This is a genomic window from Pseudomonas sp. GW822-FHT04H02, from assembly GCF_058800645.1.
This window is the reverse complement of record NZ_JBXAMM010000008.1, coordinates 1-24335: the sequence shown is the minus strand read 5'-3', so window position 1 is coordinate 24335 and position 24335 is coordinate 1. Positions and strand designations below refer to the sequence as shown.

Here is a 24335-nt window from a genome sequence, read left to right as displayed (position 1 = left end):
CCATGAGCATATTGAACGGCCCCCGGGTGAACTTCTGGGGCGGCATCTCCACCGACGTCAGCGTGCCAAACAACTCACCGACCTTGCCCACCGGCCCCACCAGCCGGATGGAACTGTTCGACCTGACCACCTCGACAGTGGCGCCCACCGCCCAGGGCTACAGTGATGATCAGCTGTACGCGCTGATCAATGCCCCCGATCCCGAAATAGGCCCCGACAGCCGCTACACAGCCGGTGGCTGGAACCACTACGGCGAACACGTAGTGACCCTGCAGAACGCGCTGATCAGCTCCCAGGGCAGCCCAGGCAACATCGCCCTGAACGGCGATCTGATCGGCCAGCCGGTGTACCTGCTCGGCTCCGTGGTGCCCGGAACCGGGCAAGGCCCCTACTCCGGCCCGATGATGGTCGACCTGGACCCTACCGCCACCACCACCACGCAGATCTTCGTGGGCGGATTGCAGATCGGCAACGGCAGCACGCCCCAACTGCTGATCCGCTGGGACACCGTGTGCAGTAGCTTCGATGTGGGCTCGCGGGTACTGGACCCGCAGCGAATGGACGCACCGATGTCCTTTCACGGTTGCGGCACCTTTCAACTGACCTTCCCGCTGAGCAGCATCGTCAGCTACAACCCAGACAGCGCCGGGCTCAAGGCGCTGATCGAAGCGCCCGGGGCTACAGGAATAGTGTTGCGTTTCGTGATGTTCGAGATGTGCCCGACCCTGACCACCGAACAGTTGAACGCCGACTACGCCGCTGGCCAGTTCAGCCCTAATCCAAGCATCGGCCGGATCATCGGCACCCTGGCCACAGCCTATGCCGATGAGCCACTGATCTGCCCGCCTGGACGCCAACTGCTCAACCCGGACACCGAGACCGCGGCCTATGCCGAGGTCGCCAACGGCCTGTTGAGCATCGACATGGTCAACCTGATCCCCAAACAGACCTTCCGCGTACGACGCGACGACATCATCAGCCCCATAGGTCCGAACGCCGACTTCGGCACCGTGAACATTGCCGTGGGGACGGACACCCTGGCGAGTTTCGCCCCCACCGATCCGCAACTGCAGGACTATTACCTGTACGGCGGCCTTATCGATGTGCCACTCAACGCGGCCCAGCAACAGCAGGTACAGAATACGCCGCTGAACATCAGCACTCCCGGGAGTGCCAGCAACGGCAAGCTGTCTGCCCCCGAAAGCCCCTATCGGGTGTACAGCGATCAGCGCAACAACTACCTCGCCCCTGACAGCCCGGGAGTACAGGTGACCTTGCAGGCCCGCTACCTGGGTGGCGCGGTGCCCACGGACACACCGATCAGCATCGTCCCCGGCCCGACCAACCTTTATACGGAAAATCAGTATTGGGACTTTCTCCAGTTCCCGACTGAACTCACGGTACCGGCCGGCCGGTCCTCGATCAGTTTCAATGTCGTCCCCGATACAGGCTCCAGTGGCCTGGCCGGCTTCACCACACTGACCTGCACCATCAACGACAACCCTGCCTGCCAGACCTTCAACAACTTCCGCAAATACGCCCGGACCGACTTCGGCATCCCTTCGGGCAGCATCATTACCTGGGACCAGGTCTATGAGAACGTGCTGCGCTTCCACTACCTGGCCTTTCCTGCCATGTCGCGCTACATCCAGCTCAACCAGCAAGACGCGGTAATGGGCTTCAAACAGGCAATCCTCACCCGGATATCCCCCGAGTACCAGAACACCACCTTGTACATGTCCGTGGTGCGTTCGATGTCGCCGAGCCAACGCTCCCTGCTGACCGCCTACCTCAATGGCACGCCCTGGCAGCCTTGAACAAGGAGAAGACCATGCCCGTTGCTCTGCATATTCCCACCCAGCTCGAGCAGGTGCTGCGACCGGATCACGTCATCGCCGAGGGCCTGCTCAACCCTCGCGGGGTTTGCCTGCAAGGCGATGGCAGCCTGCTGCTGGCGGAAGCCGGCTCGGGCCTGCCGGACCAGCCGTTCAGCGGCCGCATCAGCCGCCTGCGTCCGGATCCGGGCCAGCCGGGCGCCTACCTGCCGCCCCAGGTCGTGGCTCAGGGTTTTCGTTCGATGAACATGCAATCGCGCATGCTGCGCGACGAAATCATGGGCCTGTCGGACATCGCCCTGGGCGACGGGCGCTGCCTGGCCAGCCAAACCGACTACGTCGCCGGCTCCAAGCTCCTGGACCTGCAATACAACCCGCCCGAGCCGCTGTTCCATAGTCGCGGCAACCTCAACTCGCTGTGCTATCACCCGTCGCGCCGCAACTGGCTGGCGGTCAAGCCCGATAGCAACCAACTGGTGGAGTTCAGCGAGGGCGGTGAACAAGTCCTGGCGCAACTGCCCGATCTGGATCAGGGCCAGGAAGCCGTGCCGGTGACCCTGGTGCACGAGCCGCAGACGGATGCCGTGCTGATCAGCCTGTTCTCCGGCGAGCTGCGCCGGGACCCGGCGCGGATGGGTATCGACTTCGCCGACAAGGCGGGCCAGGTGATCCGGGTCTGGCCCGAGAGCGGCAGGATCGAGGTGCTGATTCGCGGACTGCAACTGCCCACCGGGCTGGCGCTGGACCCGCAGGAGCGGATCCTGGTGCTGGAACTGTGCGACCGGCTGCTGCAACCGTTGCCGCCGGACTGGGCCGGCGAAGTCCTGCACGGCGGCTTCGCCCGCTTCAGCGGCCGCCTGCTGCGCTGCGATTTGCAGCAACGCAGCGTGCAAGTACTCGCCAAGGGCCTGGATACGCCTTCCAACCTGTGCTGCGTCGGAGACGCGGTGCTGGTGAGTGAAGGCATGGGCCTGAGTGGGCGACCGATTCCGACGCCGGAGCAGCAGGTGGTCGCACTGAGCGGCCGACTGCGGCGAGTGGCGCTTTGAGCTGAGTGATGCGGCACACCGGTTAAACCCGGGCATAAAAAAACGGGGCCATCTGCATGGCCCCGTTTTTATCGATGCTGAACGCTGAAAACAGCGATCAGAACGGAATATCGTCATCGAAGCTGTCGAAGTCCGGAGCCGGCTGCGGAGCGGCCTGCTGTGGCGCTGGACGCGACTCACGCTGTGGCTGCGGAGCAGGACGGGACTGCTGTGGACGCGGTGCCGAGTTGGACATGCCGCCCTGGCCTTGCTGGTCGCCCTGTGGACGGCCACCCAGCAGCTGCATGGTGCCCTGCATGTCGACGATGATTTCGGTGGTGTAGCGCTTGATACCGTCTTTTTCCCACTCGCGGGTCTGCAGCTTGCCCTCGATGTAGACCTGCGAACCTTTGCGCAGGTATTCACCGGCGATCTCCGCGACCTTGCCGAACATCGACACGCGGTGCCACTCGGTGCGCTCGACCTTCTGACCGGTCTGCTTGTCGGTCCACTGCTCGCTGGTGGCCAGACTCAGGTTGGTCACGGCGTTACCGTTAGGCAGGTAGCGAACTTCGGGATCCTGGCCGCAAGTGCCGACCAATATGACTTTGTTAACCCCACGGGCCATAACGTTCTCCTAGGCTTCGCTCGCCGACGGCGCTGGATTGACCAGCTGCTCGAGGGTCGTGCGATCCAATAATTCGGTGTCCAATTTGATGTAAATGGCGGCCTCTTCGGCCACCACTACGGCATCTGTTACCCCAACAACGGCCTTCAGGCGCTCGACCAGGCCGGCTTCGCGGATCGCTTCGGGCGATAACGGCAAGCGCAGGCTCGTCACATACGGGGGCTCGCGCATGGTAACAGCAAAGGCCAGCCAGAGTGCAGCCAGGACTGCGCATCCAAGGAACACAGCCGACAAACCGCCATGCTGGAACAACCAGCCGCCGAGGATGCCGCCCAGTGCCGAACCGAGGAACTGGCTGGTGGAATACACCCCCATCGCCGTTCCTTTACCACCCGCCGGCGAAACCTTGCTGATCAGCGACGGCAAGGACGCTTCCAGCAGGTTGAACGCGGTGAAGAACACCACGGTACCAATCACCAGCGCCCTCAGGCTGTCGCCGAACTCCCAGAAGAATAGCTCGGTGAGCAGCAGCGTACTGACCGCGCCCAACAGAACTCGTTTCATTTTGCGTTTCTTCTCGCCGTAGATGATGAACGGGATCATGGCGAAGAACGAAATCAGCAGTGCGGTGAGGTAGACCCACCAGTGCTGCTCCTTGGGCAGGCCGGCTTTTTCCACCAGCGCCAGGGGCAAGGCCACGAAGCTCGACATGAGCATCGCGTGCAACACGAAGATACCAAGATCCAGGCGCAGCAGATCGGGGTGCTTGAGGGTCGGGATCAGCGCCTGGCGCGCCACTCCGGATTCCCGGTGCTGCAGCGGCCCGGTTGAGCGCGGCACCATGAAGGCGATGATCAGAATGCCCACCAGGGCCATGGCCCCGGTGGCCAGGAACAGCCCCGAAAGTCCGAAACTGCGGGTCAGCAGCGGGCCAACCACCATGGCCACGGCAAAGGACAGACCGATGGTCATGCCAATCATGGCCATGGCCTTGGTCCGGTGCTGTTCGCGGGTCAGGTCGGAAAGCAGCGCCATCACCGCCGCGGAAATTGCGCCGGCGCCCTGCAGGATACGCCCGGCGATCACCCCCCAGATCGAATCGGCGTTGGCCGCCAGCACACTGCCCAGGGCGAACACGATCAACCCCAGGTAGATAACCGGACGACGACCGATACGGTCGGAAATGATCCCGAAGGGAATCTGGAACACTGCCTGGGTCAGGCCATAGGCACCAATCGCCAGCCCGATCAGGGTCGGGGTCGCTCCTGCGAGATCCATTCCATAGGTCGCCAGGACCGGCAGTACCATGAACATGCCAAGCATACGGAAGGCGAACACCAGGGCCAGCCCGCTTGCCGCGCGGGTCTCGCTGCCACTCATGCGTTCGTTGTGGGGATCGTGCATGGATAAACCTCATGTGAACCGGCGGCGATTCTACCAGTCGGATCGATTGAGGGGGTATATGGCGACGCTTTGCCGCGCAGCCCATGCCAGCGATCAAAAAAGCGCCGAACGATAGTGTGCATCCATCCAGTGTTTGGTTTTATACTCCTGCCTTTACGCCCGCCGATCGAGGCCACTTTTGGACAAGATTCTGATTCGTGGGGCCCGCACCCACAACCTGAAGAACATCGACCTGACCCTGCCGCGGGACAAGTTGATCGTCATCACCGGGCTGTCTGGGTCCGGCAAGTCGTCCCTGGCTTTCGACACGCTGTATGCCGAAGGCCAGCGCCGCTATGTCGAGTCGCTCTCGGCCTATGCCCGACAGTTCCTGTCGATGATGGAAAAGCCCGATGTCGACACCATCGAAGGCCTCTCGCCGGCGATTTCCATCGAACAGAAATCCACCTCCCACAACCCGCGCTCCACCGTCGGCACCATCACCGAGATCTACGACTACCTGCGCCTGCTCTATGCCCGCGTCGGTACTCCACGCTGCCCGGACCACGACATCCCGCTGGAAGCCCAGACCGTCAGCCAGATGGTCGACCTGGTACTGGCCCAGCCCGAAGGCAGCAAGCTGATGCTGCTGGCCCCGGTGATCCGCGAGCGCAAGGGCGAACATCTGTCGGTCTTCGAAGAGTTGCGAGCCCAGGGCTTCGTTCGCGCCCGGGTCAACGGCAAGCTGTTCGAGCTGGACGAGCTGCCGAAGCTGGATAAACAGAAGAAGCACTCCATCGATGTGGTGGTCGACCGCTTCAAGGTCCGCGCCGACCTGCAGCAGCGCCTGGCCGAATCCTTTGAAACCGCCTTGAAACTGGCGGACGGGATTGCCCTGGTGGCGCCGATGGACGACGAGCCGGGAGAAGAGATGATCTTCTCCGCGCGCTTCGCCTGCCCGATCTGCGGCCATGCCATCAGCGAACTGGAACCCAAGCTGTTCTCCTTCAACAACCCGGCCGGTGCCTGCCCGACCTGCGACGGGCTGGGGGTCAAGCAGTTCTTCGACATCAAGCGCCTGGTCAATGGCGAGCTGACCCTGGCCGAAGGGGCGATACGCGGCTGGGACCGGCGCAACGTCTATTACTTCCAGATGCTCGGTTCGCTGGCCTCTCATTACGGCTTCAGCCTGGAAGTACCGTTCAACCAACTGCCGGCGGATCAGCAGAAGGTCATCCTGCACGGCAGCGGCACCCAGAACGTCGACTTCAAATACCTCAACGACCGGGGCGACATCGTCAAGCGCTCCCACCCGTTCGAAGGGATAGTGCCGAATCTGGAGCGCCGCTACCGGGAAACCGAGTCGGCCACCGTGCGTGAAGAGCTGGCCAAGTTCCTCAGCACCCAGCCCTGCCCGGATTGCCGTGGCACCCGCCTGCGTCGCGAAGCGCGGCACGTCTGGGTGGGCGAGAAAACCCTGCCGGCAGTCACCAGCCTGCCCATCGGCGACGCCACCGATTATTTCGGCACCTTGAAACTCACCGGGCGCCGTGGCGAAATCGCCGACAAGATCCTCAAGGAAATCCGCGAGCGCCTGCAGTTCCTGGTCAACGTCGGGCTCGACTACCTGACCCTGGACCGCAGCGCGGACACCCTGTCCGGCGGCGAAGCCCAGCGTATCCGCCTGGCCAGCCAGATCGGCGCCGGCCTGGTGGGGGTGATGTACATCCTCGACGAGCCGTCCATCGGACTGCACCAGCGGGACAATGATCGCCTGCTGGGAACCCTGAAACACCTGCGCGACATCGGCAACACGGTGATCGTGGTTGAACACGATGAAGACGCCATTCGCCTGGCCGACTATGTCGTCGATATCGGCCCGGGGGCCGGTGTGCACGGCGGGCGAATCGTTGCCGAAGGCACCGCCGCAGAGGTCATGGCCCATCCGGACTCCCTGACCGGCAAATACCTCTCGGGCCGGGTGAAGATCGTGGTGCCGGCCAAGCGCACGCCGCGCAACAAGAAGCTCTCCCTGACCCTCAAGGGCGCTCGCGGCAACAACCTGCGCAATGTCGACCTGGAGATCCCCATTGGCCTGCTGACCTGCGTCACTGGGGTATCGGGCTCGGGCAAGTCGACCCTGATCAACAACACCCTGTTCCCCTTGAGCGCCACCGCACTGAATGGCGCCACCACCCTGGAAGCCGCGCCACACGACAGCATCAACGGCCTGCAGCACCTGGACAAGGTGGTGGATATCGACCAGAGCCCGATCGGCCGGACTCCGCGCTCCAACCCGGCGACCTACACCGGGCTGTTCACCCCGATCCGCGAGCTGTTCGCCGGGGTACCCGAGTCGCGCTCCCGGGGCTACGGGCCCGGTCGCTTCTCCTTCAACGTCAAGGGTGGGCGCTGCGAGGCTTGCCAGGGCGACGGCCTGATCAAGGTGGAAATGCACTTCCTGCCGGACATCTACGTGCCCTGCGACGTGTGCAAGAGCAAGCGGTACAACCGCGAAACCCTGGAAATCAAGTACAAGGGCAAGAGCATCCACGAGGTGCTGGAAATGACCATCGAGGAAGCCAGGGAGTTCTTCGACCCGGTGCCTGCCCTGGCGCGCAAGCTGCAGACCCTGATGGATGTGGGCCTGTCCTACATCAAGTTGGGGCAGTCGGCGACGACCCTGTCCGGTGGCGAAGCGCAGCGGGTCAAGTTGTCTCGCGAGCTGTCCAAGCGAGACACCGGCAAGACTCTGTATATCCTTGATGAGCCGACCACGGGCCTGCACTTTGCGGATATCCAGCAGTTGCTGGACGTACTGCACCGCCTGCGCGATCACGGCAACACCGTGGTGGTGATCGAACACAACCTGGATGTGATCAAGACCGCCGACTGGCTGGTGGACCTGGGGCCGGAAGGCGGCTCCAAGGGCGGCCAGATCATTGCCGTGGGCACCCCGGAGCAGGTTGCGGAGATGCCGCAGTCCCATACCGGGCACTACCTCAAGCCGTTGCTGACCCGCGACCGCGCCTGAGGCCCATGAAAAAGCCCCTGGCACTTGACGGTGCCAGGGGCTTTTTTGTCTCTAGGGGTTGCTGCCCCTCCCGCAGAAGCGAGCTTTACTCGCGAACAGGCAGCAACACCTAACGCAATCAGAACTGCGATTGCAGGTAGTTCTCCAGGCCGATGGACTTGATCAGGCCCAACTGCTTCTCCAGCCAGTAGGTGTGATCTTCCTCGGTATCCGCCAGCTGGATGCGCAAGATGTCGCGGCTGACATAGTCCTTGTGCAACTCGCACAGCTCGATGCCTTTGCACAACGCGGCGCGCACCTTGTATTCCAGGCGCAGGTCGCTGGCCAGCATCTCCGGCACCGTGGTTCCGGTGTCGAGATCGTCAGGGCGCATGCGCGGAGTGCCTTCGAGCATCAGGATGCGGCGCATCAGGGCGTCGGCGTGTTGCGCCTCTTCTTCCATTTCATGGTTGATACGCTCATAGAGCTTGGTAAAGCCCCAGTCTTCGTACATCCGCGAGTGGATGAAATATTGGTCTCGTGCTGCCAGCTCGCCCGTCAGCAACGTGTTGAGGTAATCGATTACGTCCGGGTGACCTTGCATCGCCCTACATCTCCCTGCTTGAAAGTGGATAGTTTGAACCAAGCTGACTTGCAGGTCACTTAGAAATAGCTGAAAAAGTGAAGAATATCTGAGAAAACCAGTAGAAATAACGCAAAAACCGCCCAAATGAGGGCGGTTCTGCTTCTTATTTAGACTTACTTGAGCGATACGCCCAAAGCTTTGGCGATGCCTTCGCCGTAAGCCGGGTCGGCCTTGTAGAAATGCTGCAACTGCCGATCAACCACATCAGCCGTCACTCCAGCCATGGCGCCCGCGATGTTATTGATCAGCAATGCCTTCTGCTCATCGTTCATCAGGCGGAACAACGCACCAGCGTGGCTGTAGTAGTCGGTGTCTTCACGATGATCGTAGCGGTCCGCAGCACCGCTGAGTGCCAGGGCCGGCTCGGCATAACGTGGAGCCTGCTTCGGCGCATCGCCATAGCTGTTGGGCTCGTAGTTAGGCGCCGCACCACCATTGGTACCGAAAGCCATGGAGCCGTCGCGCTGGTAGCTGTTCACCGGGCTCAATGGAGCGTTCACCGGCAACTGTTGGTGGTTGGTACCCACACGGTAGCGATGCGCGTCGGCGTATGCGAATACTCGGCCTTGCAGCATGCGATCCGGCGAAAGACCTACCCCAGGTACCATGTTGCTAGGGCCGAATGCAGCCTGCTCGACCTCTGCAAAGTAATTCAACGGGTTGCGGTTCAGTTCCAGCTCACCCACTTCGATCAACGGGAACTCTTTCTGCGACCAGGTCTTGGTCACATCGAAGGGATTCTCGTAATGCGCGGCGGCTTGAGCTTCGGTCATGACCTGAATGCACACGCTCCATTTCGGAAACTCACCGCGCTCGATCGCATTGAACAGGTCGCGCTGGGCGTAATCAGGATCGGTACCGGCCAGGCGCGCTGCGTCAGCCGGCGCCAGGTTCTTGATGCCCTGCTTGGTCTTGTAGTGCCACTTGACCCAATGCCGCTCACCCTTGGCGTTGATCAGGCTGTAGGTGTGGCTGCCAAAGCCATGCATGTGGCGGTAGCCGTCCGGAATACCTCGATCGGAAAACAGAATGGTTACCTGGTGCAGCGCCTCGGGCGAATGGGACCAGAAATCCCACATCATCTGGGCACTTTTCAGATTGCTCTGGGGCAAGCGCTTCTGGGTGTGGATAAAGTCGGGAAACTTCAGCGGGTCGCGAATGAAGAAAACCGGGGTGTTGTTGCCTACGATGTCCCAGTTGCCTTCTTCGGTGTAGAACTTGAGGGCAAAGCCGCGTGGGTCACGCTCGGTGTCTGCCGAACCACGCTCGCCGCCTACCGTGGAAAAACGCAGGAAGGTCGGAGTCTTCTTGCCTACCGCCTCAAACAACTTGGCGCTGGTGTATTCGGTGATATCACGAGAAACGGTGAAAGTGCCATAGGCGCCTGAACCCTTGGCGTGCACGCGACGCTCGGGAATATTCTCGCGGTTGAAATGGGCGAGCTTTTCGATCAGGTGAAAATCGTCGAGAAGCAGAGGGCCCCGGGGGCCGGCGGAACGAGAGTTCTGGTTATCAGCGACAGGAGCGCCACTTGCGGTAGTAAGAGTTTTGGTCTGGCTCATGCTCAATCTTCCTCTGTCAGTCTGTGAAACTGCCGGCTAATCGGCTGACAAAGAGTATTGACCACCAGTGTTACAACATCCAATGCATTACACATTAGCTAACGATAGAAATATCCAATATAGGCAGACACAAAAAACCGGGCGCTAGGCCCGGTTCCTTGTTTCAGACTGACGTCTTACTCAGCGGATACAGCTTCACCGCCGACAGCACGATCAACCAGTTCAACGTACGCCATAGGAGCGTTGTCGCCAGCGCGGAAACCGCACTTGAGGATGCGCAGGTAGCCACCCTCACGGGTAGCGTAGCGCTTGCCCAGGTCGTTGAAGAGCTTACCAACGATAGCTTTCGAACGGGTACGGTCGAAAGCCAGACGGCGGTTAGCCAGGCTGTCTGTCTTGGCCAAAGTGATCAGCGGCTCGGCAACGCGGCGCAGTTCTTTAGCTTTCGGCAGTGTAGTTTTGATCAGCTCGTGCTCGAACAGCGACACCGCCATGTTCTGGAACATGGCCTTGCGGTGCGAGCTGGTGCGGCTCAGGTGACGCCCACTTTTACGATGACGCATGGTTCATTCCTTACCAAACACAACGTTCGGTGATTACGACGATCAGGCAGTCGCCTTGTCGTCCTTCTTAAGACTTGCAGGCGGCCAGTTGTCGAGGCGCATGCCGAGGGACAGACCGCGGGAGGCCAGAACGTCCTTGATTTCAGTCAAGGATTTCTTGCCCAGGTTCGGAGTCTTCAACAGTTCTACTTCGGTACGCTGAATCAGGTCGCCGATGTAGTAAATGTTTTCCGCCTTAAGGCAGTTAGCCGAACGTACAGTCAGTTCCAGATCGTCAACCGGGCGAAGCAGGATCGGATCGATCTCGTCTTCCTGCTCGACTACCACTGGCTCACTGTCACCCTTGAGGTCGACGAACGCAGCCAACTGCTGTTGCAGGATGGTTGCAGCACGACGGATAGCCTCTTCAGGATCCAGAGTACCGTTGGTTTCCAGATCAATAACCAGCTTGTCCAGGTTAGTACGCTGCTCGACACGGGCGTTTTCCACCACGTATGCGATACGGCGAACCGGGCTGAACGAAGAGTCGAGCTGCAAGCGACCAATGCTGCGGCTTTCGTCTTCATCGCTCTGACGCGAGTCGGCCGGTTCATAACCACGACCACGAGCTACTACGAGCTTCATGTTCAGGGCGCCGTTAGACGCCAGGTTAGCGATTACGTGATCGGGATTAACGATCTCGACATCATGATCCAGCTGAATATCGGCAGCGGTAACCACCCCCGAACCCTTCTTCGACAAGGTCAGCGTAACTTCGTCACGGCCGTGCAGCTTGATAGCCAGACCTTTAAGGTTCAACAGGATTTCAATTACGTCTTCCTGTACACCTTCGATGGCGCTGTACTCGTGGAGCACACCGTCAATCTCGGCCTCGACTACTGCACAGCCGGGCATTGAGGACAACAGGATGCGGCGCAGCGCGTTGCCCAGGGTGTGGCCAAAACCACGCTCGAGAGGCTCGAGGGTGATCTTGGCGCGGGTTGGACTGACAACCTGCACATCAATGTGGCGGGGTGTCAGGAACTCATTTACCGAAATCTGCATGGATGCACCTATTTTCTAGCCCTTACTTGGAGTAGAGCTCGACAATCAGGCTTTCGTTGATGTCGGCGGACAGATCACTGCGAGCTGGAACGTTCTTGAAAACGCCCGACTTCTTCTCAGTGTCTACTTCTACCCATTCTACGCGGCCACGTTGAGCACACAGATCGAGAGCTTGGACAATGCGAAGTTGATTTTTTGCTTTCTCGCGAACAGCGACCACGTCACCAGCACGAACCTGGTAGGACGGAACGTTAACGGTCTGACCGTTCACGCTGATCGACTTGTGCGATACCAGCTGACGGGATTCGGCACGAGTAGAACCGAAGCCCATGCGGTACACAACGTTGTCCAGACGGCATTCGAGCAGTTGCAACAGGTTTTCGCCGGTTGCGCCCTTCTTGCCAGCTGCTTGTTTGTAGTAGCCGCTGAATTGACGCTCGAGTACGCCGTAGATACGACGAACTTTTTGCTTTTCACGCAGCTGGGTGCCGTAGTCGGATTGACGACCGCGACGCTGGCCGTGGATGCCAGGAGCTGCTTCGATGTTGCACTTGGATTCGATAGCGCGCACGCCGCTCTTCAGGAAGAGATCGGTGCCTTCGCGACGAGCCAGTTTGCATTTTGGACCAATGTAACGAGCCATTCTTTACAATCTCCTGGATTACACGCGGCGCTTCTTCGGCGGACGGCACCCGTTGTGCGGGATTGGCGTCACGTCGGTGATGCTGGCGATCTTGTAGCCACAGCCGTTCAAAGCGCGGACTGCGGATTCACGACCTGGACCTGGACCCTTGACGTTGACGTCGAGGTTTTTCAGGCCATATTCCAGCGCAGCTTGACCAGCACGCTCAGCAGCTACTTGAGCAGCGAACGGGGTGGACTTGCGAGAACCGCGGAAACCCGAACCACCGGAGGTTGCCCAGGAAAGAGCGTTACCTTGACGGTCGGTGATGGTCACGATGGTGTTGTTGAAAGACGCGTGGATGTGGGCGATGCCATCAACCACTGTCTTTTTAATCTTTTTACGAGGACGAGCAGCAGGTTTTGCCATGACTAAATTCCTGTCGATTCGCTGGTGCGATTACTTGCGGATCGGCTTACGCGGACCTTTGCGAGTACGCGCGTTGGTCTTGGTACGCTGACCGCGCACTGGAAGACCACGACGATGGCGCAGACCGCGGTAGCAGCCCAGATCCATCAAGCGTTTGATTTTCATGTTGATTTCGCGACGCAGGTCACCTTCAGTGGTGAACTTCGCCACTTCGCCACGCAGCTGTTCAATTTGCTCGTCGCTCAGATCCTTGATCTTCGCAGCTGGGTTGACCCCAGTCACCGCGCAGATTTTCTGCGCAGTAGTGCGACCAACACCATAGATGTAGGTCAGCGAGATAACAGTATGCTTGTTATCTGGAATGTTAACGCCTGCAATACGGGCCATTCAGTGGGACTCCAATTGACAGCTACCTACGCCCCGGAAGCCAAGAAATAGGGCGCGAGATAATATCGCTGTAATAACAAATAATCAACCCGGCAGCGCACTAGCTGCCGGGCTTGAAGCACAATCACACTCAGCCTTGGCGCTGTTTGTGACGCGGTTCCGCGCTGCAAATTACTCGAACAACACCTTCGCGGCGAATAATCTTGCAGTTACGGCACAGCTTTTTCACCGATGCACGAACTTTCATCACCAACTCCTCGAACCTTATGGATTAGCGCAGCATGCCGCTGCCGTAACCCTTCAGGTTGGCTTTCTTCATCAGGGATTCGTACTGGTGGGAAACGAGGTGCGATTGTACTTGCGACATAAAGTCCATAACAACCACGACCACGATCAGCAACGAGGTCCCGCCAAGGTAGAACGGAACGTTTGCAGCAACCACCAGGAACTGGGGCAACAGGCAGACGGCCGTCATATATAGAGCACCGAACATGGTCAAACGAGTCAGAACGCCATCAATGTAGCGCGCCGACTGCTCACCTGGACGGATGCCCGGAATAAAGGCACCGGACTTCTTCAGGTTTTCCGCTACGTCTTTCGGATTGAACATCAACGCCGTATAGAAGAAGCAGAAGAAAATAATCCCTGCACTAAACAGCAGAATATTCAACGGCTGACCAGGAGCGATCGACTGCGAGATGTCCTGCAACCAGCCCATACCTTCAGACTGACCGAACCAGGCACCCAACGAAGCCGGAAACAGCAAAATGCTGCTCGCGAAGATAGCAGGAATAACACCGGCCATATTCACTTTCAGCGGCAAGTGGCTGGTCTGCGCAGCAAATACCTTGCGGCCCTGCTGACGCTTGGCGTAATGAACAGCAATACGACGCTGACCACGCTCAATGAACACCACAAAACCGATAATCGCTACTGCCAGCAAACCGATCGCAACCAGGGCAAAAATGTTGATATCACCCTGACGTGCAGACTCGAAAGACTGCCCGATCGCTCTCGGAAGACCGGCGACGATACCTGCGAAAATCAACATCGAGATACCGTTGCCAACACCACGCTCAGTAATCTGCTCACCCAGCCACATCATGAACATCGCACCAGCCACAAAAGTGGATACCGCGACGAAATGGAAGCCAAAGTCACCAGTGAACGCAACACCCTGACCCGCCAAGCCAACGGACATGCCGATAGCTTGAACCAGGGCCAGGATGACAGTGCCGTAGCGGGTGTACTGGCTGATCTTGCGACGGCCAGCTTCACCTTCCTTCTTCAACTGCTCCAACTGCGGGCTGACGGCTGTCATCAGCTGCATGATGATCGATGCCGAGATATACGGCATGATCCCCAGTGCAAAGATGCTCATCCGTTCCAGCGCGCCGCCGGAAAACATGTTGAACAAGCTAAGAATGGTCCCCTCATTCTGTCGAAACAGGTCCGCGAGTCGGTCAGGGTTGATACCTGGAACCGGGATGTGTGCGCCTATTCGGTAGACGATAATCGCCAAGAACAGAAAACGCAGACGAGCCCAAAGTTCAGACATACCGCCTTTGCCGAGCGCAGAGAGAGCACCTTGCTTAGCCATTTATTCCTCGAACTTGCCGCCAGCTGCTTCGATAGCCGCACGCGCACCTTTGGTGGCTGCGATACCCTTGATGGTCACAGCGCGAGTAACTTCGCCGGACAGCATGATTTTCACACGCTGAACGTTTTGGTTAATCACGTTGGCATCTTTCAGGGACTGCACGGTGACGATGTCGCCTTCCACTTTAGCCAGCTCGGACAGACGCACTTCTGCGCGATCCATGGCCTTCAGGGAAACGAAACCGAACTTCGGCAGGCGACGATGCAGCGGCTGTTGACCGCCTTCAAAGCCTGGAGCAATGGTGCCACCGGAGCGGGAAGTCTGACCTTTGTGACCACGGCCACCAGTCTTACCCAAACCACTACCGATACCACGGCCCGGACGATGCTTTTCGCGACGGGAACCCGGCGCTGGACTCAGATCATTGAGTTTCATCGATTAACCCTCGACACGCAGCATGTAGTAAGCCTTGTTGATCATCCCGCGATTCTCGGGAGTATCCTGGACTTCTACAGTGTGACCGATGCGACGCAGACCCAGACCCTTAACGCACAGTTTGTGGTTAGGGATACGGCCGGTCATGCTTTTGATCAGCGTTACTTTTACGGTAGCCATGATCAGATGATCTCCTGGACGCTTTTGCCACGCTTGGCGGCAATGGATTCAGGGGACTGCATTGCTTTCAAACCCTTGAAAGTGGCGTGAACCACGTTTACTGGGTTAGTCGAGCCGTAGCACTTGGCCAGAACGTTCTGAACGCCAGCTACCTCGAGGACAGCACGCATAGCGCCGCCAGCGATGATACCGGTACCTTCAGAAGCAGGCTGCATGTACACCTTGGAAGCGCCGTGAGCGGACTTCATTGCGTACTGCAGAGTGGTGCCGTTCAGGTCAACTTGGATCATGTTGCGGCGAGCAGCTTCCATTGCCTTCTGGATCGCAGCAGGCACTTCACGCGACTTGCCACGGCCGAAGCCAACACGGCCCTTACCATCACCAACCACGGTCAACGCGGTGAAAGTGAAGATACGGCCGCCTTTTACGGTTTTGGCTACGCGGTTAACTTGAACCAGCTTCTCGATGTAGCCTTCGTCGCGCTTTTGGTCGTTATTTGACATAACTTAGAACTCCAGCCCAGCTTCACGAGCAGCATCAGCCAGCGCCTTGACGCGGCCGTGGTACTTGAAGCCAGAGCGGTCGAAAGCCACCTGCGAGACGCCAGCGGCTTTCGCACGCGTAGCGACCAGCTGGCCAACCTTAGTGGCCGCGTCGATGTTGCCAGTGGCGCCATCACGCAGTTCTTTATCCAAAGTCGAGGCACTTGCCAGGACTTTGTTGCCGTCGGCCGAAATGACCTGGGCGTAGATGTGCTGCGAAGAGCGGAACACGCAGAGACGCACGACTTCGAGTTCGTGCATTTTCAGGCGTGCTTTGCGAGCGCGACGCAGTCGAGTAACTTTTTTGTCGGTCATTTGCTATGCCCTACTTCTTCTTGGCTTCTTTACGACGGACGACTTCGTCCGCGTAGCGCACACCTTTGCCTTTGTAAGGCTCTGGTGGACGGAAGTCGCGGATCTCAGCGGCCACTTGACCTACCAGCTGCTTATCGATGCCCTTGATCAGGATATCGGTCTGGCTAGGAGTCTCAGCGGTGATGCCTTCCGGCAGTTCGTAATCCACTGGATGCGAGAAGCCGAGGGCCAGGTTCAGCACTGTGCCTTTTGCCTGTGCCTTGTAACCAACACCGACCAGCTGGAGCTTGCGCTCGAAGCCTTGGCTTACGCCTTGGACCATGTTGTTTACCAGAGCACGAGTGGTACCGGCCATTGCGCGAGTTTGTTGGTCGCCGTTGCGAGCAGCGAAACGCAGCTCACCAGCTTCCTGAACAATTTCAACGGACGAGTGTACGTTCAGTTCGAGAGTGCCCTTGGCACCCTTCACCGAAAGCTGTTGGCCGGCGAATTTGACTTCGACACCAGCTGGCAGCTTAACGGGGTTCTTAGCGACGCGAGACATGCTTATCCCCCCTTAGAACACAGTGCAAAGAACTTCGCCGCCGACACCGGCAGCGCGCGCAGCACGATCAGTCATCACACCTTTGTTGGTGGAGACGATAGACACGCCAAGACCGCCACGTACTTTCGGCAGTTCTTCAACGGACTTGTACTGACGCAGGCCTGGACGGCTAACGCGCTTCACTTCTTCGATGACCGGACGGCCTTCGAAGTACTTCAGCTCGATGGACAGCAGAGGTTTGATTTCGCTGCTGATCTGATAACCCGCGATGTAACCTTCGTCCTTCAGGACTTTTGCTACAGCCACCTTCAGCGTGGAAGACGGCATGCTTACGACGGACTTTTCAGCCATCTGGGCATTACGGATTCGAGTTAGCATGTCCGCTAACGGGTCCTGCATACTCATGGGCTAGATGCTCCTGATACAAAAAGAATTAGCCTTGCGGCTACAACTGTCGCCGAGAAATTCCGGGCAAAAAACACGGGCTCAGGCGAGCCGGTCATTCTAGACACACCCCAGAAATGAATCAAGCCCCAAAAGGGGCTTGATTCACGTTCAAGGTCACCGGCGATCGGGATCTTCCGAGCCCGAACACCGAGACTTTGATAGCTATTACCAGCTGGCTTTAACCAGACCTGGTACGTCACCACGCATTGCAGCTTCACGCAGCTTGTTACGGCCCAGGCCGAACTTGCGGTAAACGCCGTGCGGACGACCAGTCAGGCGGCAGCGGTTACGCATGCGCGAGGCGCTTGCATCACGTGGCTGCTTCTGCAGAGCTACGGTAGCTTCCCAACGAGCTTCTGGACTTGCGTTCAGATCCACGATGATAGCTTTCAGCGCTGCACGCTTGGTGGCGTACTTGGCAACGGTGAGCTGACGCTTCAGCTCACGGTTCTTCATGCTCTTCTTGGCCATTTTCCTACTCCAATCAGTTGCGGAACGGGAATTTGAAAGCACGCAGCAGAGCGCGGCCTTCATCATCGTTCTTAGCAGTGGTGGTCAGGGTAATGTCCAGACCGCGGAGAGCATCGATCTTGTCGTAATCGATTTCCGGGAAAATGATCTGCTCTTTAACGCCCATGCTGTAGTTGCCACGACCGTCGAAGGACTTGGCATTCAGGCCGCGGAAGTCGCGAACCCGAGGCAGGGAGATCGACAGCAGACGATCCAGGAACTCGTACATACGCTCACGGCGCAGGGTCACTTTGACGCCGATCGGCCATCCTTCGCGGACTTTGAAGCCAGCGATGGATTTACGAGCGTAGGTCACAACGACTTTCTGGCCGGTGATCTTTTCCAGGTCAGCAACAGCATGCTCGATGACTTTTTTGTCGCCGATTGCTTCGCCCAGACCCATGTTCAGGGTGATTTTGGTAACGCGCGGAACTTCCATCACGTTCGAAAGCTTAAGTTCTTCCTTAAGTTTCGGAGCGATTTCCTTCCGGTAAATCTCTTTTAGTCGTGCCATGGTCTTCTACCTAGCAGTGTTCAAGCATCAACCGCTTTTTGGGTCGACTTGAAGACACGAATTTTTTTGCCGTCTTCTACTTTGAAACCAACGCGGTCAGCCTTGTTGGTTTCGCTGTTGAAAATGGCGACGTTGGAAGCGTGCAGTGGCGCTTCTTTCTCGACGATACCGCCCTGTACGCCCGACATCGGGTTAGGCTTGGTATGACGCTTGACCAGGTTCAGGCCACCGACGACCAGACGGTCGTCAGCCAGAACCTTAAGCACCTTACCGCGCTTACCTTTGTCTTTGCCGGCGATCACGATGATCTCGTCGTCACGACGAATCTTTTGCATGTCGGATCTCCTTACAGCACTTCTGGGGCGAGCGAGACGATCTTCATGAACTTCTCGTTGCGAAGTTCACGGGTCACTGGCCCAAAGATACGGGTGCCGATCGGCTCTTGCTTGTTGTTCAACAGAACAGCAGCGTTGCCATCAAAGCGGATGATGGAGCCGTCTGCACGACGAACACCATGGCGAGTGCGGACTACAACAGCAGTCATCACTTGGCCTTTTTTCACCTTACCGCGAGGAATTGCTTCCTTGACGGTAACTTTGATGATGTCACCGATACCAGCGTAACGACGATGGGAGCCACCCAGCACCTTGATGCACATAACGCGGCGAGCGCCGCTGTTATCGGCCACATCGAGCATGGATTGAGTCTGAATCATATAATTTCTCCGACCCCTAGCCCTTAGACTTCCACAGCGCGTTCGAGAACATCAACCAGGGCCCAAGACTTGGTCTTGGCCATCGGACGAGTTTCACGAATAGTGACCTTGTCGCCGATGTGGCACTGGTTGGTTTCGTCGTGCGCGTGCAGCTTAGTCGAACGCTTAACGTATTTACCGTAGATAGGGTGCTTAACGCGACGCTCGATCAGAACGGTGATGGTCTTGTCCATCTTGTCGCTGACAACACGGCCAGTCAGCGTACGGACAGTTTTTTCGGCTTCAGCCATGATTACTTACCTGCCTGCTGGTTGAGCACAGTCTTCACGCGAGCGATGTCACGCTTAACTTGCGAGAGCAGATGAGACTGCCCCAACTGGCCAGTTGCTTTCTGCATACGCAGATTGAACTGGTCGCGCAGCAGGCCGAGCAGTTGCTCGTTCAGCTGCTGTGCGGATTTTTCACGAAGTTCATTCGCTTTCATCACATCACCGTCCGTTTAACAAAGGAGGTGGCGAGCGGCAGCTTTGCAGCAGCCAGGGCGAAAGCCTCACGCGCCAGCTCTTCAGAAACACCCTCGATTTCATACAGGACTTTGCCTGGCTGAATCTGGGCTACCCAGTATTCGACGTTACCCTTACCTTTACCCATCCGAACTTCGAGAGGTTTTTTGGAAATAGGCTTGTCCGGGAATACACGGATCCAGATCTTGCCACCACGTTTTACGTGACGGGTCAGAGCACGACGCGCTGACTCGATCTGACGAGCGGTGAGACGACCACGAGCAACAGACTTCAGCGCGAACTCGCCGAAGCTGACTTTGCTACCGCGCAATGCCAGACCACGGTTGTGGCCGGTCATTTGCTTGCGGAACTTCGTACGCTTTGGTTGCAACATTTGGCGTACCCCTTACTTAGCAGCTTTTTTACGAGGCGCAGGTGCTTGCGGCTTCAGCTCTTCTTGGCGACCACCAATTACTTCGCCTTTGAAGATCCAAACCTTCACACCGATCACACCGTAAGTGGTGTGAGCTTCGTAGGTGGCATAGTCGATATCGGCACGCAGGGTGTGCAGTGGCACACGACCTTCGCGATACCATTCAGTACGTGCGATTTCAGCACCGCCGAGACGACCGCTCACTTGGATTTTGATGCCTTTGGCACCAATGCGCATGGCGTTCTGTACGGCGCGCTTCATAGCACGACGGAACATTACGCGACGCTCCAGCTGCTGAGCTACGCTCTGCGCAACCAGCATACCGTCGAGCTCCGGCTTGCGGATCTCTTCGATATTGATGTGCACAGGCACACCCATTTGCTTGGTCAGGTCCTGACGCAGCTTCTCAACATCTTCACCTTTCTTGCCGATCACGATGCCGGGACGAGCGGTGTGGATGGTGATGCGTGCAGTTTGAGCCGGACGATGGATATCGATACGGCTTACGGACGCGCTTTTTAGTTTGTCTTGGAGATACTCACGCACATTCAGATCTGCGAGCAAATAGTCCGCATAAGTCCGACCGTCTGCGTACCAGACGGAGGTGTGCTCCTTGACGATTCCCAGGCGAATGCCAATGGGATGTACTTTCTGACCCATCTCTTCGACTCCGTTACTTGTCAGCAACCTTGACAGTGATATGGCAAGACCGCTTGACGATGCGATCAGCACGGCCTTTGGCACGTGGCATGATGCGCTTCAGCGAACGCCCTTCGTTGACGAAAACGGTGGAGACCTTCAGGTCATCAACGTCTGCGCCTTCGTTATGCTCGGCGTTGGCTACGGCCGACTCCAGCACTTTCTTCATGATCTCGGCGGCTTTCTTACTGCTGAAAGCCAACAGGTTGAGCGCTTCGCCCACCTTCTTCCCGCGGATCTGGTCGGCGACCAAGCGGGCTTTCTGGGCGGAGATTCGAGCGCCCGACAACTTAGCGGCTACTTCCATCATTCCTTACCCCTTAACGCTTGGCTTTCTTGTCAGCCACGTGCCCGCGATATGTACGGGTACCGGCGAACTCGCCCAGTTTGTGGCCGACCATGTCTTCGTTCACGAGAACTGGAACATGCTGACGACCGTTATGCACAGCAATGGTCAGACCGACCATTTGTGGCAGGATCATGGAACGGCGCGACCAGGTCTTAACTGGTTTGCGATCGTTCTTTTCCGCCGCCACTTCGATCTTCTTCAGTAGGTGAAGATCAATAAAAGGACCTTTTTTCAGAGAACGTGGCACTGTCGTATCCCTCTATTTACTTGCGACGACGGACGATCATTTTGTCGGTACGCTTATTACCACGAGTCTTCGCGCCCTTAGTCGGGAAGCCCCATGGCGATACCGGATGACGACCACCAGAGGTACGACCTTCACCACCACCATGTGGGTGGTCAACCGGGTTCATGGCAACACCACGAACGGTTGGGCGAACGCCACGCCAGCGTTTGGCACCAGCTTTACCCAGCGAACGCAGGCTGTGCTCGGAGTTCGAGACTTCGCCCAGGGTCGCGCGGCATTCAGCCAGCACTTTACGCATCTCACCAGAACGCAGACGCAGGGTCACGTAGACACCTTCACGAGCGACCAGCTGAGCCGAAGCACCAGCCGAACGAGCGATTTGCGCGCCTTTACCTGGCTTCAGTTCGATGCCGTGTACGGTGCTACCAACTGGAATGTTGCGCAGTTGCAGAGCGTTGCCCGGCTTGATCGGTGCCAGAGCACCTGCGATCAGCTGGTCGCCAGCGCTCACGCCTTTAGGGGCGATGATGTAGCGACGCTCGCCATCTGCGTACAGCAGCAGAGCGATGTGAGCAGTACGGTTTGGATCGTATTCGATACGCTCGACAGTGGCAGCGATGCCATCTTTGTCGTTGCGACGGAAGTCGACCAGACGGTAATGCTGCTTATGACCACCACCAACGTGACGAGTGGTAATGCGGCCATTGTTGTTACGACCACCAGACTTCGATTTCTTCTCGAGCAGCGGTGCGTGAGGAGCGCCTTTATGCAGCTCCTGGTTGACCACCTTGACCACAAAACGGCGGCCAGGGGAAGTCGGTTTGCATTTAACGATTGCCATGATGCACCCCTTCCTTACTCAGCACTGCTGCTGAAATCGAGATCTTGGCCTGGCTGAAGGGAGATAACTGCCTTCTTCCAGTCATTACGCTTGCCCAGACCGCGAGCGGTACGCTTGCTCTTACCCAGAACGTTCAGGGTAGTAACGCGTTCCACTTTCACGCTGAACAGGCTTTCGACGGCCTTCTTGATTTCCAGCTTGGTTGCGTCAGTAGCAACCTTGAAAACGAACTGGCCTTTCTTGTCTGCCAGAACCGTAGCCTTCTCGGAAACGTGCGGGCCAAGCAGAACTTTAAATACGCGTTCCTGGTTCATCCCAGCAGCTCCTCGAATTTCTTCACGGCCGACACAGTGATCAACACTTTGTCGTATGCGATCAGACTAACTGGATCGGAACCTTGCACGTCACGAACATCAACGTGTGGCAGGTTACGAGCAGCCAGGTACAGGTTCTGATCAACAGCGTCCGACACGATCAGAACGTCGGTCAGGCTCATGTTGTTCAGCTTGCCCAGCAGATCTTTGGTTTTCGGAGTTTCAACAGCGAAATCCTGAACCACGACCAGACGATCAGTACGCACCAGCTCAGCAAGGATGGAACGCATTGCTGCGCGATACATCTTCTTGTTCAGCTTCTGGGAGTGATCCTGAGGACGAGCTGCGAAAGTGGTACCGCCGCCACGCCAGATTGGGCTACGGATAGTACCGGCACGAGCACGGCCAGTACCTTTCTGACGCCATGGGCGCTTGCCGCCACCGGAAACGTCGGAACGGGTCTTTTGCTGCTTGCTACCTTGACGGCCGCCGGCCATGTAGGCCACGACTGCTTGGTGAACCAGCGTCTCGTTGAATTCGCCGCCAAATGTCAGTTCGGAAACTTCGATCGCTTGAGCGTCATTTACATTTAATTGCATGTCAGCTTCCCCTTAACCGCGAGCCTTGGCCGCCGGACGTACAACCAGGTTGCCGCCAGTAGCGCCAGGAACAGCACCCTTGACCAACAACAGATTGCGTTCAGCGTCGACGCGCACTACTTCCAGGGACTGCACGGTCACGCGCTCAGCGCCCATATGACCGGACATTTTTTTGCCCTTGAATACACGACCAGGAGTCTGGCACTGGCCAATAGAGCCCGGGACGCGGTGGGAAACGGAGTTACCGTGGGTGTTATCTTGACCGCGGAAATTCCAACGCTTGATGGTACCGGCAAAGCCTTTACCTTTCGACTGACCGGTAACGTCTACCAGTTGGCCAGCAGCGAAGATTTCTGCATTGATCAGATCGCCAGCTTGGTACTCGCCTTCTTCAAGACGGAATTCCCAAACGCCACGACCGGCAGCAACGTTCGCTTTAGCGAAGTGACCTGCTTGAGCAGCAGTCACGCGCGAAGCACGACGCTCACCTACAGTGACCTGCACTGCACGATAGCCATCGGTTTCTTCAGTTTTGAACTGGGTGACGCGATTCGGCTCGATCTCAATGACCGTGACCGGAATGGAGACACCTTCTTCGGTGAAAATACGGGTCATACCGCATTTACGACCGACTACACCAATAGTCATGTTGTAAACCTCATGAGTGTACGGGGCTTTCACCCGCTATGGCCGCCCATTTCAGAGCGTTACACGACTAAGACCGAGTCTTAGCCGAGGCTGATCTGCACTTCCACACCTGCCGCAAGATCAAGCTTCATAAGAGCATCAACGGTTTTATCCGTTGGCTGGACGATGTCCAGTACGCGCTTATGAGTACGGATCTCGTACTGGTCACGCGCGTCTTTGTTGACGTGCGGGGAGACCAGAACGGTGAACCGCTCTTTACGGGTAGGCAGTGGAATTGGACCACGCACTTGAGCACCAGTACGTTTCGCGGTTTCCACGATTTCCTGGGTGGATTGGTCGATCAGGCGATGGTCGAAAGCCTTCAACCTGATACGGATTTGCTGATTTTGCATTGGATTTCAGACTCCAGGCTGCTATTCCCACCGGGCGCAATACGCCCGTTAAAAGGAGGCGCAATTCTATAGACGGCCCCACAGAGTGTCAACCCAATAAAAAAGCCCCCGCAAGCGGGGGCTTCTTCATGAGTCGTCGATTACTCGATGACTTTGGCTACGACGCCAGCGCCGACGGTACGACCGCCTTCACGGATAGCGAAACGCAGACCATCTTCCATCGCGATGGTTTTGATCAGAGTGACAGTCATCTGGATGTTGTCACCTGGCATTACCATTTCAACGCCTTCCGGCAGCTCGCAGTTACCAGTCACGTCAGTAGTACGGAAGTAGAACTGTGGACGGTAGCCTTTGAAGAACGGAGTATG

36 protein-coding genes are annotated in these 24335 nt (G+C 57.7%); 3 read left to right on the top strand and 33 right to left on the bottom strand.

The genetic code is table 11. The features are described from left to right. The first annotated feature begins 2 nt into the window (after positions 1 to 2). Both AC1RMG_RS28325 and AC1RMG_RS28320 read left to right on the top strand, forming a co-directional pair. On the top strand, positions 3 to 1817 hold the full coding sequence (locus tag AC1RMG_RS28325) for a hypothetical protein (RefSeq protein ID WP_258718040.1): 1815 nt from the start codon (positions 3 to 5) through the stop codon (positions 1815 to 1817). Between the two features lie 14 nt (positions 1818 to 1831). Next, the gene (locus AC1RMG_RS28320; RefSeq protein ID WP_493170793.1) at positions 1832 to 2884 is read left to right on the top strand and encodes a hypothetical protein; all 1053 of its coding nucleotides are present in this window, start codon (positions 1832 to 1834) and stop codon (positions 2882 to 2884) included. A gap of 97 nt (positions 2885 to 2981) precedes the next feature. Here AC1RMG_RS28320 and AC1RMG_RS28315 read toward each other — a convergent pair whose 3' ends face one another. Next, positions 2982 to 3491, bottom strand: a complete 510-nt coding sequence (locus AC1RMG_RS28315; protein ID WP_011063767.1) for a single-stranded DNA-binding protein — start codon at positions 3489 to 3491, stop codon at positions 2982 to 2984. A gap of 9 nt (positions 3492 to 3500) precedes the next feature. Beyond that, the gene (locus AC1RMG_RS28310; RefSeq protein ID WP_011063768.1) at positions 3501 to 4895 is read right to left on the bottom strand and encodes an MFS transporter; all 1395 of its coding nucleotides are present in this window, start codon (positions 4893 to 4895) and stop codon (positions 3501 to 3503) included. 178 nt (positions 4896 to 5073) lie between these two features. Here AC1RMG_RS28310 and uvrA point away from each other — a divergent pair, with 178 nt between their 5' ends. Continuing rightward, the gene (gene uvrA / locus AC1RMG_RS28305; protein WP_019094235.1) at positions 5074 to 7908 is read left to right on the top strand and encodes an excinuclease ABC subunit UvrA; all 2835 of its coding nucleotides are present in this window, start codon (positions 5074 to 5076) and stop codon (positions 7906 to 7908) included. A 118-nt stretch (positions 7909 to 8026) separates the two neighbouring features. Here the strand turns inward: uvrA and bfr are convergent, their stop codons facing one another. The 31 genes from bfr to AC1RMG_RS28150 all read right to left on the bottom strand — a co-directional run. Further along, entirely contained in the window at positions 8027 to 8491 is a 465-nt protein-coding gene (gene bfr / locus AC1RMG_RS28300; RefSeq protein WP_011063770.1) for a bacterioferritin, read from the bottom strand. Between the two features lie 155 nt (positions 8492 to 8646). Then, entirely contained in the window at positions 8647 to 10095 is a 1449-nt protein-coding gene (locus tag AC1RMG_RS28295; RefSeq protein WP_019094236.1) for a catalase, read from the bottom strand. Between the two features lie 176 nt (positions 10096 to 10271). Beyond that, positions 10272 to 10658 carry a 50S ribosomal protein L17 gene (gene rplQ / locus AC1RMG_RS28290; protein ID WP_007924175.1) on the bottom strand — a complete coding sequence of 129 codons (387 nt, stop codon included), beginning with the start codon at positions 10656 to 10658 and terminating at the stop codon, positions 10272 to 10274. A gap of 42 nt (positions 10659 to 10700) precedes the next feature. Beyond that, positions 10701 to 11702 (bottom strand): DNA-directed RNA polymerase subunit alpha, encoded by a 1002-nt coding sequence (locus tag AC1RMG_RS28285; protein WP_007970428.1) that lies wholly within the window; start codon positions 11700 to 11702, stop codon positions 10701 to 10703. A gap of 22 nt (positions 11703 to 11724) precedes the next feature. Then, positions 11725 to 12345, bottom strand: a complete 621-nt coding sequence (rpsD, locus tag AC1RMG_RS28280; RefSeq protein WP_011063772.1) for a 30S ribosomal protein S4 — start codon at positions 12343 to 12345, stop codon at positions 11725 to 11727. 18 nt (positions 12346 to 12363) lie between these two features. Beyond that, positions 12364 to 12753, bottom strand: coding sequence for a 30S ribosomal protein S11 (gene rpsK / locus AC1RMG_RS28275; RefSeq protein WP_007924177.1), 390 nt, complete (start codon positions 12751 to 12753; stop codon positions 12364 to 12366). 30 nt (positions 12754 to 12783) lie between these two features. Further along, positions 12784 to 13140: a 30S ribosomal protein S13 gene (gene rpsM / locus AC1RMG_RS28270; protein WP_003186020.1), complete on the bottom strand. Its 357-nt coding sequence runs from the start codon at positions 13138 to 13140 to the stop codon at positions 12784 to 12786. 130 nt (positions 13141 to 13270) lie between these two features. Continuing rightward, positions 13271 to 13387 carry a 50S ribosomal protein L36 gene (gene rpmJ, locus AC1RMG_RS28265; protein ID WP_002555468.1) on the bottom strand — a complete coding sequence of 39 codons (117 nt, stop codon included), beginning with the start codon at positions 13385 to 13387 and terminating at the stop codon, positions 13271 to 13273. A 24-nt stretch (positions 13388 to 13411) separates the two neighbouring features. Further along, positions 13412 to 14740 (bottom strand): preprotein translocase subunit SecY, encoded by a 1329-nt coding sequence (gene secY, locus AC1RMG_RS28260; protein WP_003210064.1) that lies wholly within the window; start codon positions 14738 to 14740, stop codon positions 13412 to 13414. Beyond that, on the bottom strand, positions 14741 to 15175 hold the full coding sequence (rplO, locus tag AC1RMG_RS28255) for a 50S ribosomal protein L15 (RefSeq protein WP_007924183.1): 435 nt from the start codon (positions 15173 to 15175) through the stop codon (positions 14741 to 14743). It lies immediately after the preceding gene. A 3-nt stretch (positions 15176 to 15178) separates the two neighbouring features. After that, on the bottom strand, positions 15179 to 15355 hold the full coding sequence (gene rpmD, locus AC1RMG_RS28250; protein ID WP_003176408.1) for a 50S ribosomal protein L30: 177 nt from the start codon (positions 15353 to 15355) through the stop codon (positions 15179 to 15181). Between the two features lie 2 nt (positions 15356 to 15357). Next, positions 15358 to 15858: a 30S ribosomal protein S5 gene (gene rpsE / locus AC1RMG_RS28245; RefSeq protein WP_007924184.1), complete on the bottom strand. Its 501-nt coding sequence runs from the start codon at positions 15856 to 15858 to the stop codon at positions 15358 to 15360. A gap of 3 nt (positions 15859 to 15861) precedes the next feature. After that, positions 15862 to 16212, bottom strand: a complete 351-nt coding sequence (gene rplR / locus AC1RMG_RS28240) for a 50S ribosomal protein L18 (protein WP_003186037.1) — start codon at positions 16210 to 16212, stop codon at positions 15862 to 15864. Between the two features lie 10 nt (positions 16213 to 16222). After that, positions 16223 to 16756, bottom strand: a complete 534-nt coding sequence (rplF, locus tag AC1RMG_RS28235) for a 50S ribosomal protein L6 (RefSeq protein WP_007924185.1) — start codon at positions 16754 to 16756, stop codon at positions 16223 to 16225. 12 nt (positions 16757 to 16768) lie between these two features. Next, positions 16769 to 17161, bottom strand: a complete 393-nt coding sequence (gene rpsH, locus AC1RMG_RS28230; RefSeq protein WP_011063773.1) for a 30S ribosomal protein S8 — start codon at positions 17159 to 17161, stop codon at positions 16769 to 16771. A 207-nt stretch (positions 17162 to 17368) separates the two neighbouring features. Further along, positions 17369 to 17674: a 30S ribosomal protein S14 gene (gene rpsN, locus AC1RMG_RS28225; RefSeq protein WP_003228726.1), complete on the bottom strand. Its 306-nt coding sequence runs from the start codon at positions 17672 to 17674 to the stop codon at positions 17369 to 17371. Between the two features lie 13 nt (positions 17675 to 17687). Further along, entirely contained in the window at positions 17688 to 18227 is a 540-nt protein-coding gene (gene rplE, locus AC1RMG_RS28220) for a 50S ribosomal protein L5 (RefSeq protein ID WP_003210069.1), read from the bottom strand. Positions 18228 to 18247: 20 nt separating this feature from the next. After that, positions 18248 to 18562 (bottom strand): 50S ribosomal protein L24, encoded by a 315-nt coding sequence (gene rplX / locus AC1RMG_RS28215; RefSeq protein WP_010443924.1) that lies wholly within the window; start codon positions 18560 to 18562, stop codon positions 18248 to 18250. Between the two features lie 11 nt (positions 18563 to 18573). Then, the gene (gene rplN / locus AC1RMG_RS28210; RefSeq protein ID WP_011063774.1) at positions 18574 to 18942 is read right to left on the bottom strand and encodes a 50S ribosomal protein L14; all 369 of its coding nucleotides are present in this window, start codon (positions 18940 to 18942) and stop codon (positions 18574 to 18576) included. Between the two features lie 23 nt (positions 18943 to 18965). Further along, positions 18966 to 19232 carry a 30S ribosomal protein S17 gene (gene rpsQ, locus AC1RMG_RS28205; RefSeq protein ID WP_003194644.1) on the bottom strand — a complete coding sequence of 89 codons (267 nt, stop codon included), beginning with the start codon at positions 19230 to 19232 and terminating at the stop codon, positions 18966 to 18968. 2 nt (positions 19233 to 19234) lie between these two features. Next, positions 19235 to 19426, bottom strand: coding sequence for a 50S ribosomal protein L29 (rpmC, locus tag AC1RMG_RS28200; RefSeq protein WP_002555481.1), 192 nt, complete (start codon positions 19424 to 19426; stop codon positions 19235 to 19237). After that, complete coding sequence (gene rplP, locus AC1RMG_RS28195; RefSeq protein WP_003228729.1) at positions 19426 to 19839, bottom strand: 50S ribosomal protein L16; 414 nt, start codon at positions 19837 to 19839, stop codon at positions 19426 to 19428. The genes rpmC and rplP overlap by 1 nt, the downstream gene beginning before the upstream one ends. Before the next feature lie 12 nt (positions 19840 to 19851). After that, positions 19852 to 20538: a 30S ribosomal protein S3 gene (rpsC, locus tag AC1RMG_RS28190; protein ID WP_007924192.1), complete on the bottom strand. Its 687-nt coding sequence runs from the start codon at positions 20536 to 20538 to the stop codon at positions 19852 to 19854. Positions 20539 to 20551: 13 nt separating this feature from the next. Continuing rightward, positions 20552 to 20884 (bottom strand): 50S ribosomal protein L22, encoded by a 333-nt coding sequence (gene rplV / locus AC1RMG_RS28185; RefSeq protein WP_003103908.1) that lies wholly within the window; start codon positions 20882 to 20884, stop codon positions 20552 to 20554. Positions 20885 to 20897: 13 nt separating this feature from the next. Beyond that, a complete protein-coding gene (rpsS, locus tag AC1RMG_RS28180) occupies positions 20898 to 21173 on the bottom strand; it encodes a 30S ribosomal protein S19 (RefSeq protein ID WP_002555486.1) in 276 nt (91 codons plus the stop codon). Between the two features lie 16 nt (positions 21174 to 21189). Continuing rightward, on the bottom strand, positions 21190 to 22014 hold the full coding sequence (gene rplB / locus AC1RMG_RS28175) for a 50S ribosomal protein L2 (protein WP_011063775.1): 825 nt from the start codon (positions 22012 to 22014) through the stop codon (positions 21190 to 21192). A gap of 14 nt (positions 22015 to 22028) precedes the next feature. Beyond that, on the bottom strand, positions 22029 to 22328 hold the full coding sequence (gene rplW, locus AC1RMG_RS28170) for a 50S ribosomal protein L23 (protein WP_002555488.1): 300 nt from the start codon (positions 22326 to 22328) through the stop codon (positions 22029 to 22031). Next, positions 22325 to 22927 carry a 50S ribosomal protein L4 gene (gene rplD, locus AC1RMG_RS28165; RefSeq protein ID WP_007924200.1) on the bottom strand — a complete coding sequence of 201 codons (603 nt, stop codon included), beginning with the start codon at positions 22925 to 22927 and terminating at the stop codon, positions 22325 to 22327. Before rplD ends, rplW begins: the two co-directional genes overlap by 4 nt. Before the next feature lie 12 nt (positions 22928 to 22939). Then, positions 22940 to 23575, bottom strand: coding sequence for a 50S ribosomal protein L3 (gene rplC / locus AC1RMG_RS28160; RefSeq protein WP_007924205.1), 636 nt, complete (start codon positions 23573 to 23575; stop codon positions 22940 to 22942). Positions 23576 to 23655: 80 nt separating this feature from the next. After that, positions 23656 to 23967 carry a 30S ribosomal protein S10 gene (gene rpsJ / locus AC1RMG_RS28155; RefSeq protein ID WP_003186070.1) on the bottom strand — a complete coding sequence of 104 codons (312 nt, stop codon included), beginning with the start codon at positions 23965 to 23967 and terminating at the stop codon, positions 23656 to 23658. Between the two features lie 140 nt (positions 23968 to 24107). Beyond that, the coding region (locus AC1RMG_RS28150; protein ID WP_493170791.1) for an EF-Tu C-terminal domain-related protein at positions 24108 to 24335 on the bottom strand (228 nt) is incomplete at its 5' end.

Bases quoted from the DNA above. Each gene is read 5' to 3' on its own strand.
- AC1RMG_RS28325 (WP_258718040.1), top strand. From the start codon at position 3: ATGAGCATATTGAACGGCCCCCGGGTGAACTTCTGGGGCGGCATCTCC.
- rpsQ (WP_003194644.1), bottom strand. From the start codon at position 19,232: ATGGCTGAAGCCGAAAAAACTGTCCGTACGCTGACTGGCCGTGTTGTC.
- rpsN (WP_003228726.1), bottom strand. From the start codon at position 17,674: ATGGCCAAGAAGAGCATGAAGAACCGTGAGCTGAAGCGTCAGCTCACC.
- secY (WP_003210064.1), bottom strand. From the start codon at position 14,740: ATGGCTAAGCAAGGTGCTCTCTCTGCGCTCGGCAAAGGCGGTATGTCT.
- rplN (WP_011063774.1), bottom strand. From the start codon at position 18,942: ATGATTCAGACTCAATCCATGCTCGATGTGGCCGATAACAGCGGCGCT.
- rplF (WP_007924185.1), bottom strand. From the start codon at position 16,756: ATGTCTCGCGTCGCTAAGAACCCCGTTAAGCTGCCAGCTGGTGTCGAA.
- rplR (WP_003186037.1), bottom strand. From the start codon at position 16,212: ATGACCGACAAAAAAGTTACTCGACTGCGTCGCGCTCGCAAAGCACGC.
- rplE (WP_003210069.1), bottom strand. From the start codon at position 18,227: ATGGCACGACTAAAAGAGATTTACCGGAAGGAAATCGCTCCGAAACTT.
- rpmC (WP_002555481.1), bottom strand. From the start codon at position 19,426: ATGAAAGCGAATGAACTTCGTGAAAAATCCGCACAGCAGCTGAACGAG.
- rplQ (WP_007924175.1), bottom strand. From the start codon at position 10,658: ATGCGTCATCGTAAAAGTGGGCGTCACCTGAGCCGCACCAGCTCGCAC.
- rplB (WP_011063775.1), bottom strand. From the start codon at position 22,014: ATGGCAATCGTTAAATGCAAACCGACTTCCCCTGGCCGCCGTTTTGTG.
- AC1RMG_RS28285 (WP_007970428.1), bottom strand. From the start codon at position 11,702: ATGCAGATTTCGGTAAATGAGTTCCTGACACCCCGCCACATTGATGTG.
- rpsM (WP_003186020.1), bottom strand. From the start codon at position 13,140: ATGGCCCGTATTGCAGGCGTTAACATTCCAGATAACAAGCATACTGTT.
- AC1RMG_RS28310 (WP_011063768.1), bottom strand. From the start codon at position 4,895: ATGCACGATCCCCACAACGAACGCATGAGTGGCAGCGAGACCCGCGCG.
- rplO (WP_007924183.1), bottom strand. From the start codon at position 15,175: ATGAAACTCAATGATCTGAGTCCAGCGCCGGGTTCCCGTCGCGAAAAG.
- rpsH (WP_011063773.1), bottom strand. From the start codon at position 17,161: ATGAGTATGCAGGACCCGTTAGCGGACATGCTAACTCGAATCCGTAAT.
- AC1RMG_RS28320 (WP_493170793.1), top strand. From the start codon at position 1,832: ATGCCCGTTGCTCTGCATATTCCCACCCAGCTCGAGCAGGTGCTGCGA.
- rpsE (WP_007924184.1), bottom strand. From the start codon at position 15,858: ATGTCAAATAACGACCAAAAGCGCGACGAAGGCTACATCGAGAAGCTG.
- AC1RMG_RS28295 (WP_019094236.1), bottom strand. From the start codon at position 10,095: ATGAGCCAGACCAAAACTCTTACTACCGCAAGTGGCGCTCCTGTCGCT.
- bfr (WP_011063770.1), bottom strand. From the start codon at position 8,491: ATGCAAGGTCACCCGGACGTAATCGATTACCTCAACACGTTGCTGACG.
- rpmJ (WP_002555468.1), bottom strand. From the start codon at position 13,387: ATGAAAGTTCGTGCATCGGTGAAAAAGCTGTGCCGTAACTGCAAGATT.
- rpsD (WP_011063772.1), bottom strand. From the start codon at position 12,345: ATGGCTCGTTACATTGGTCCAAAATGCAAACTGGCTCGTCGCGAAGGC.
- rpmD (WP_003176408.1), bottom strand. From the start codon at position 15,355: ATGGCTACCGTAAAAGTAACGCTGATCAAAAGCATGACCGGCCGTATC.
- AC1RMG_RS28315 (WP_011063767.1), bottom strand. From the start codon at position 3,491: ATGGCCCGTGGGGTTAACAAAGTCATATTGGTCGGCACTTGCGGCCAG.
- rplV (WP_003103908.1), bottom strand. From the start codon at position 20,884: ATGGAAGTAGCCGCTAAGTTGTCGGGCGCTCGAATCTCCGCCCAGAAA.
- rplC (WP_007924205.1), bottom strand. From the start codon at position 23,575: ATGACTATTGGTGTAGTCGGTCGTAAATGCGGTATGACCCGTATTTTC.
- rpsJ (WP_003186070.1), bottom strand. From the start codon at position 23,967: ATGCAAAATCAGCAAATCCGTATCAGGTTGAAGGCTTTCGACCATCGC.
- rplX (WP_010443924.1), bottom strand. From the start codon at position 18,562: ATGCAAAAGATTCGTCGTGACGACGAGATCATCGTGATCGCCGGCAAA.
- rplW (WP_002555488.1), bottom strand. From the start codon at position 22,328: ATGAACCAGGAACGCGTATTTAAAGTTCTGCTTGGCCCGCACGTTTCC.
- rpsK (WP_007924177.1), bottom strand. From the start codon at position 12,753: ATGGCAAAACCTGCTGCTCGTCCTCGTAAAAAGATTAAAAAGACAGTG.
- rplD (WP_007924200.1), bottom strand. From the start codon at position 22,927: ATGCAATTAAATGTAAATGACGCTCAAGCGATCGAAGTTTCCGAACTG.
- rpsC (WP_007924192.1), bottom strand. From the start codon at position 20,538: ATGGGTCAGAAAGTACATCCCATTGGCATTCGCCTGGGAATCGTCAAG.
- rplP (WP_003228729.1), bottom strand. From the start codon at position 19,839: ATGTTGCAACCAAAGCGTACGAAGTTCCGCAAGCAAATGACCGGCCAC.